Source organism: Bartonella sp. CE47NXGY, assembly GCF_042195415.1.
Classification (GTDB): domain Bacteria; phylum Pseudomonadota; class Alphaproteobacteria; order Rhizobiales; family Rhizobiaceae; genus Bartonella.
The window spans coordinates 1-1,955 of the sequence record NZ_JBHIOI010000108.1; the positions used below are offsets into that span (position 1 = coordinate 1).

Here is a 1,955-nt window from a genome sequence, read left to right on the forward strand (position 1 = left end):
CAACGCGGCGAACGAGAAACAAACCCCAAGCGCTTTTGGAGCATCAAATCATTAACCTTATAAACAATGCCATCAATATCATAGCTTAAAGAATGACGGCATTCTTCGATATCGTGATAATAGCAAATAATATCTTCTACTGTCTTAAAGACTTTTGTTAATGGATTGATAACAAAGCCATACTCTTTTAGCTTTTTCATCATCTCCATTTGACTTTCTGCCAATATTTCACTCACCTCACCACAAGCATAAGCAAAAAATTGAAGTTTTCTGCTAGCGGTTATCCGTGAATCAAGCTGACGGAGTGAACCAGCCGCCGCATTTCGAGGATTGGCAAAGGTTAACTTGCCCTTCTCTTGTTGGCTGATATTCAGTGCTTGGAAATCTTCCCGCCCCATATAAACTTCACCACGCACCTCAATGATATCAGGAAAATCACCTTGCAAAACTTGTGGGATATCAGCAATTGTTCGGGCATTTGCCGTCACATTTTCACCGACAGTTCCATCCCCACGCGTTGCCGCACGCACAAGCTGCCCCTTTTCGTAGCGTAAAGACAAAGATAAACCATCAATTTTTGGCTCCGCTGTTATTTCCAACACTTGTGTTTCTGGAAGCCGTAAAAAACGACGAATACGCTCAACAAATTCAGTAACATCTTCAGAGCTAAACGCATTATCAAGTGAAAGCATAGGCTGTGCATGAACAGATTTTTCAAATTTTTCAGAAATTGGTGCTCCAATTTTATGTGAAGGAGAATCAATACGTATAAGCTCTGGAAAAAGAGCTTCAATTTCTGCATTACGACGACGTAAAGCATCATATTCTGCATCAGAAATTTCAGGCTGATCATCACGATTATAAAGCACATCATGACGTGCAATCTCTTTTGCCAACCACTCTAATTCACGTTCTGCTTCAACAGCTGTGAGATTTTTATATGCATCTTTGTTCATAAAATCTATTCCAAATTACAAGCACTGCCACAAGGATTTCCACACGCACCCTCATCAAGTGAATCTCAATAAATACAAGCTTTCCAGTATTTTTATCGCTGACTAATTACCTTTATGCTAGAAGCTTTTGAGCCGCTGCACGCGCTTCTTCAGTAATCTGTTCTCCAGCCAACATACGGGCAATTTCTTCTGCACGCTCATGTTCTTTCATTTTATGAATCGCAGTAACAAAGCGTCCTTTATCATGACTCTCAATTTTTGAAATAAGAAAATGACCATGCGCTTTCGATGCAACCTGTGGAGCATGCGTAATAGCAAAAACTTGGACATGTTCTGATAAGCGTTGCAACCGATGCCCAATAGCCGCTGCAACAGCCCCCCCAACGCCTGTGTCAATTTCATCAAAAATCAGCGTCGGTGCTGATCCTCGATCAGATAAAACAACTTTTAATGCCAGCAAAAAACGAGATAATTCACCGCCAGAAGCCACACTAAGCATCGGCCCAGCACGTGTTCCAGGATTTGTTCGCACCCAATATTCAATACGATCACATCCCTCTGCACTCCGCTTTTCCATATCACTTTGCATTTCAACAATAAATTCAGCCCTCTCTAATTTCAATGCCGGCAACTCAGCCATAACACTTTCAGATAAATGCTTTGCTGTCTCCCGACGCTTTATTGTTAAGGCTTGCGCCAATGTATCATAATTTTTCTTTGCCTGCTCTGCCTCATCTTCAAAACATGTCAATATAGTCTGAGCCTCTTCAAAATCAGCGAGTTCTGCGTCCATTTTATCGCGTAACTGAATCAATTCATCCGCAGAAACTTGATATTTACGAGCAAAACCCCGAAGAGAAAAAAGACGCTCTTCTATCCGTTCCAATTCATCAGGTTCAAAATCTAATGCTCGTATTGCCGTCTCAATACCTTCTTGTGCTGTTGCAAGTGCATGCAATGCCTCATCAATAGATTTCACCACTGGTGCAATAAGTTCTT

1 protein-coding gene and 1 pseudogene are annotated in these 1,955 nt (G+C 41.4%); both read right to left on the reverse strand.

What is annotated here, in order from left to right; translation table 11 throughout:
* On the reverse strand, nucleotides 1-956 hold a 956-nt coding region (gene ligA / locus ACFIL3_RS09830; protein WP_375682191.1), incomplete at its 3' end, for an NAD-dependent DNA ligase LigA.
* A gap of 112 nt (nucleotides 957-1,068) precedes the next feature.
* Nucleotides 1,069-1,955 (reverse strand): annotated as a pseudogene (locus tag ACFIL3_RS09835) (DNA repair protein RecN); the annotation flags it as partial.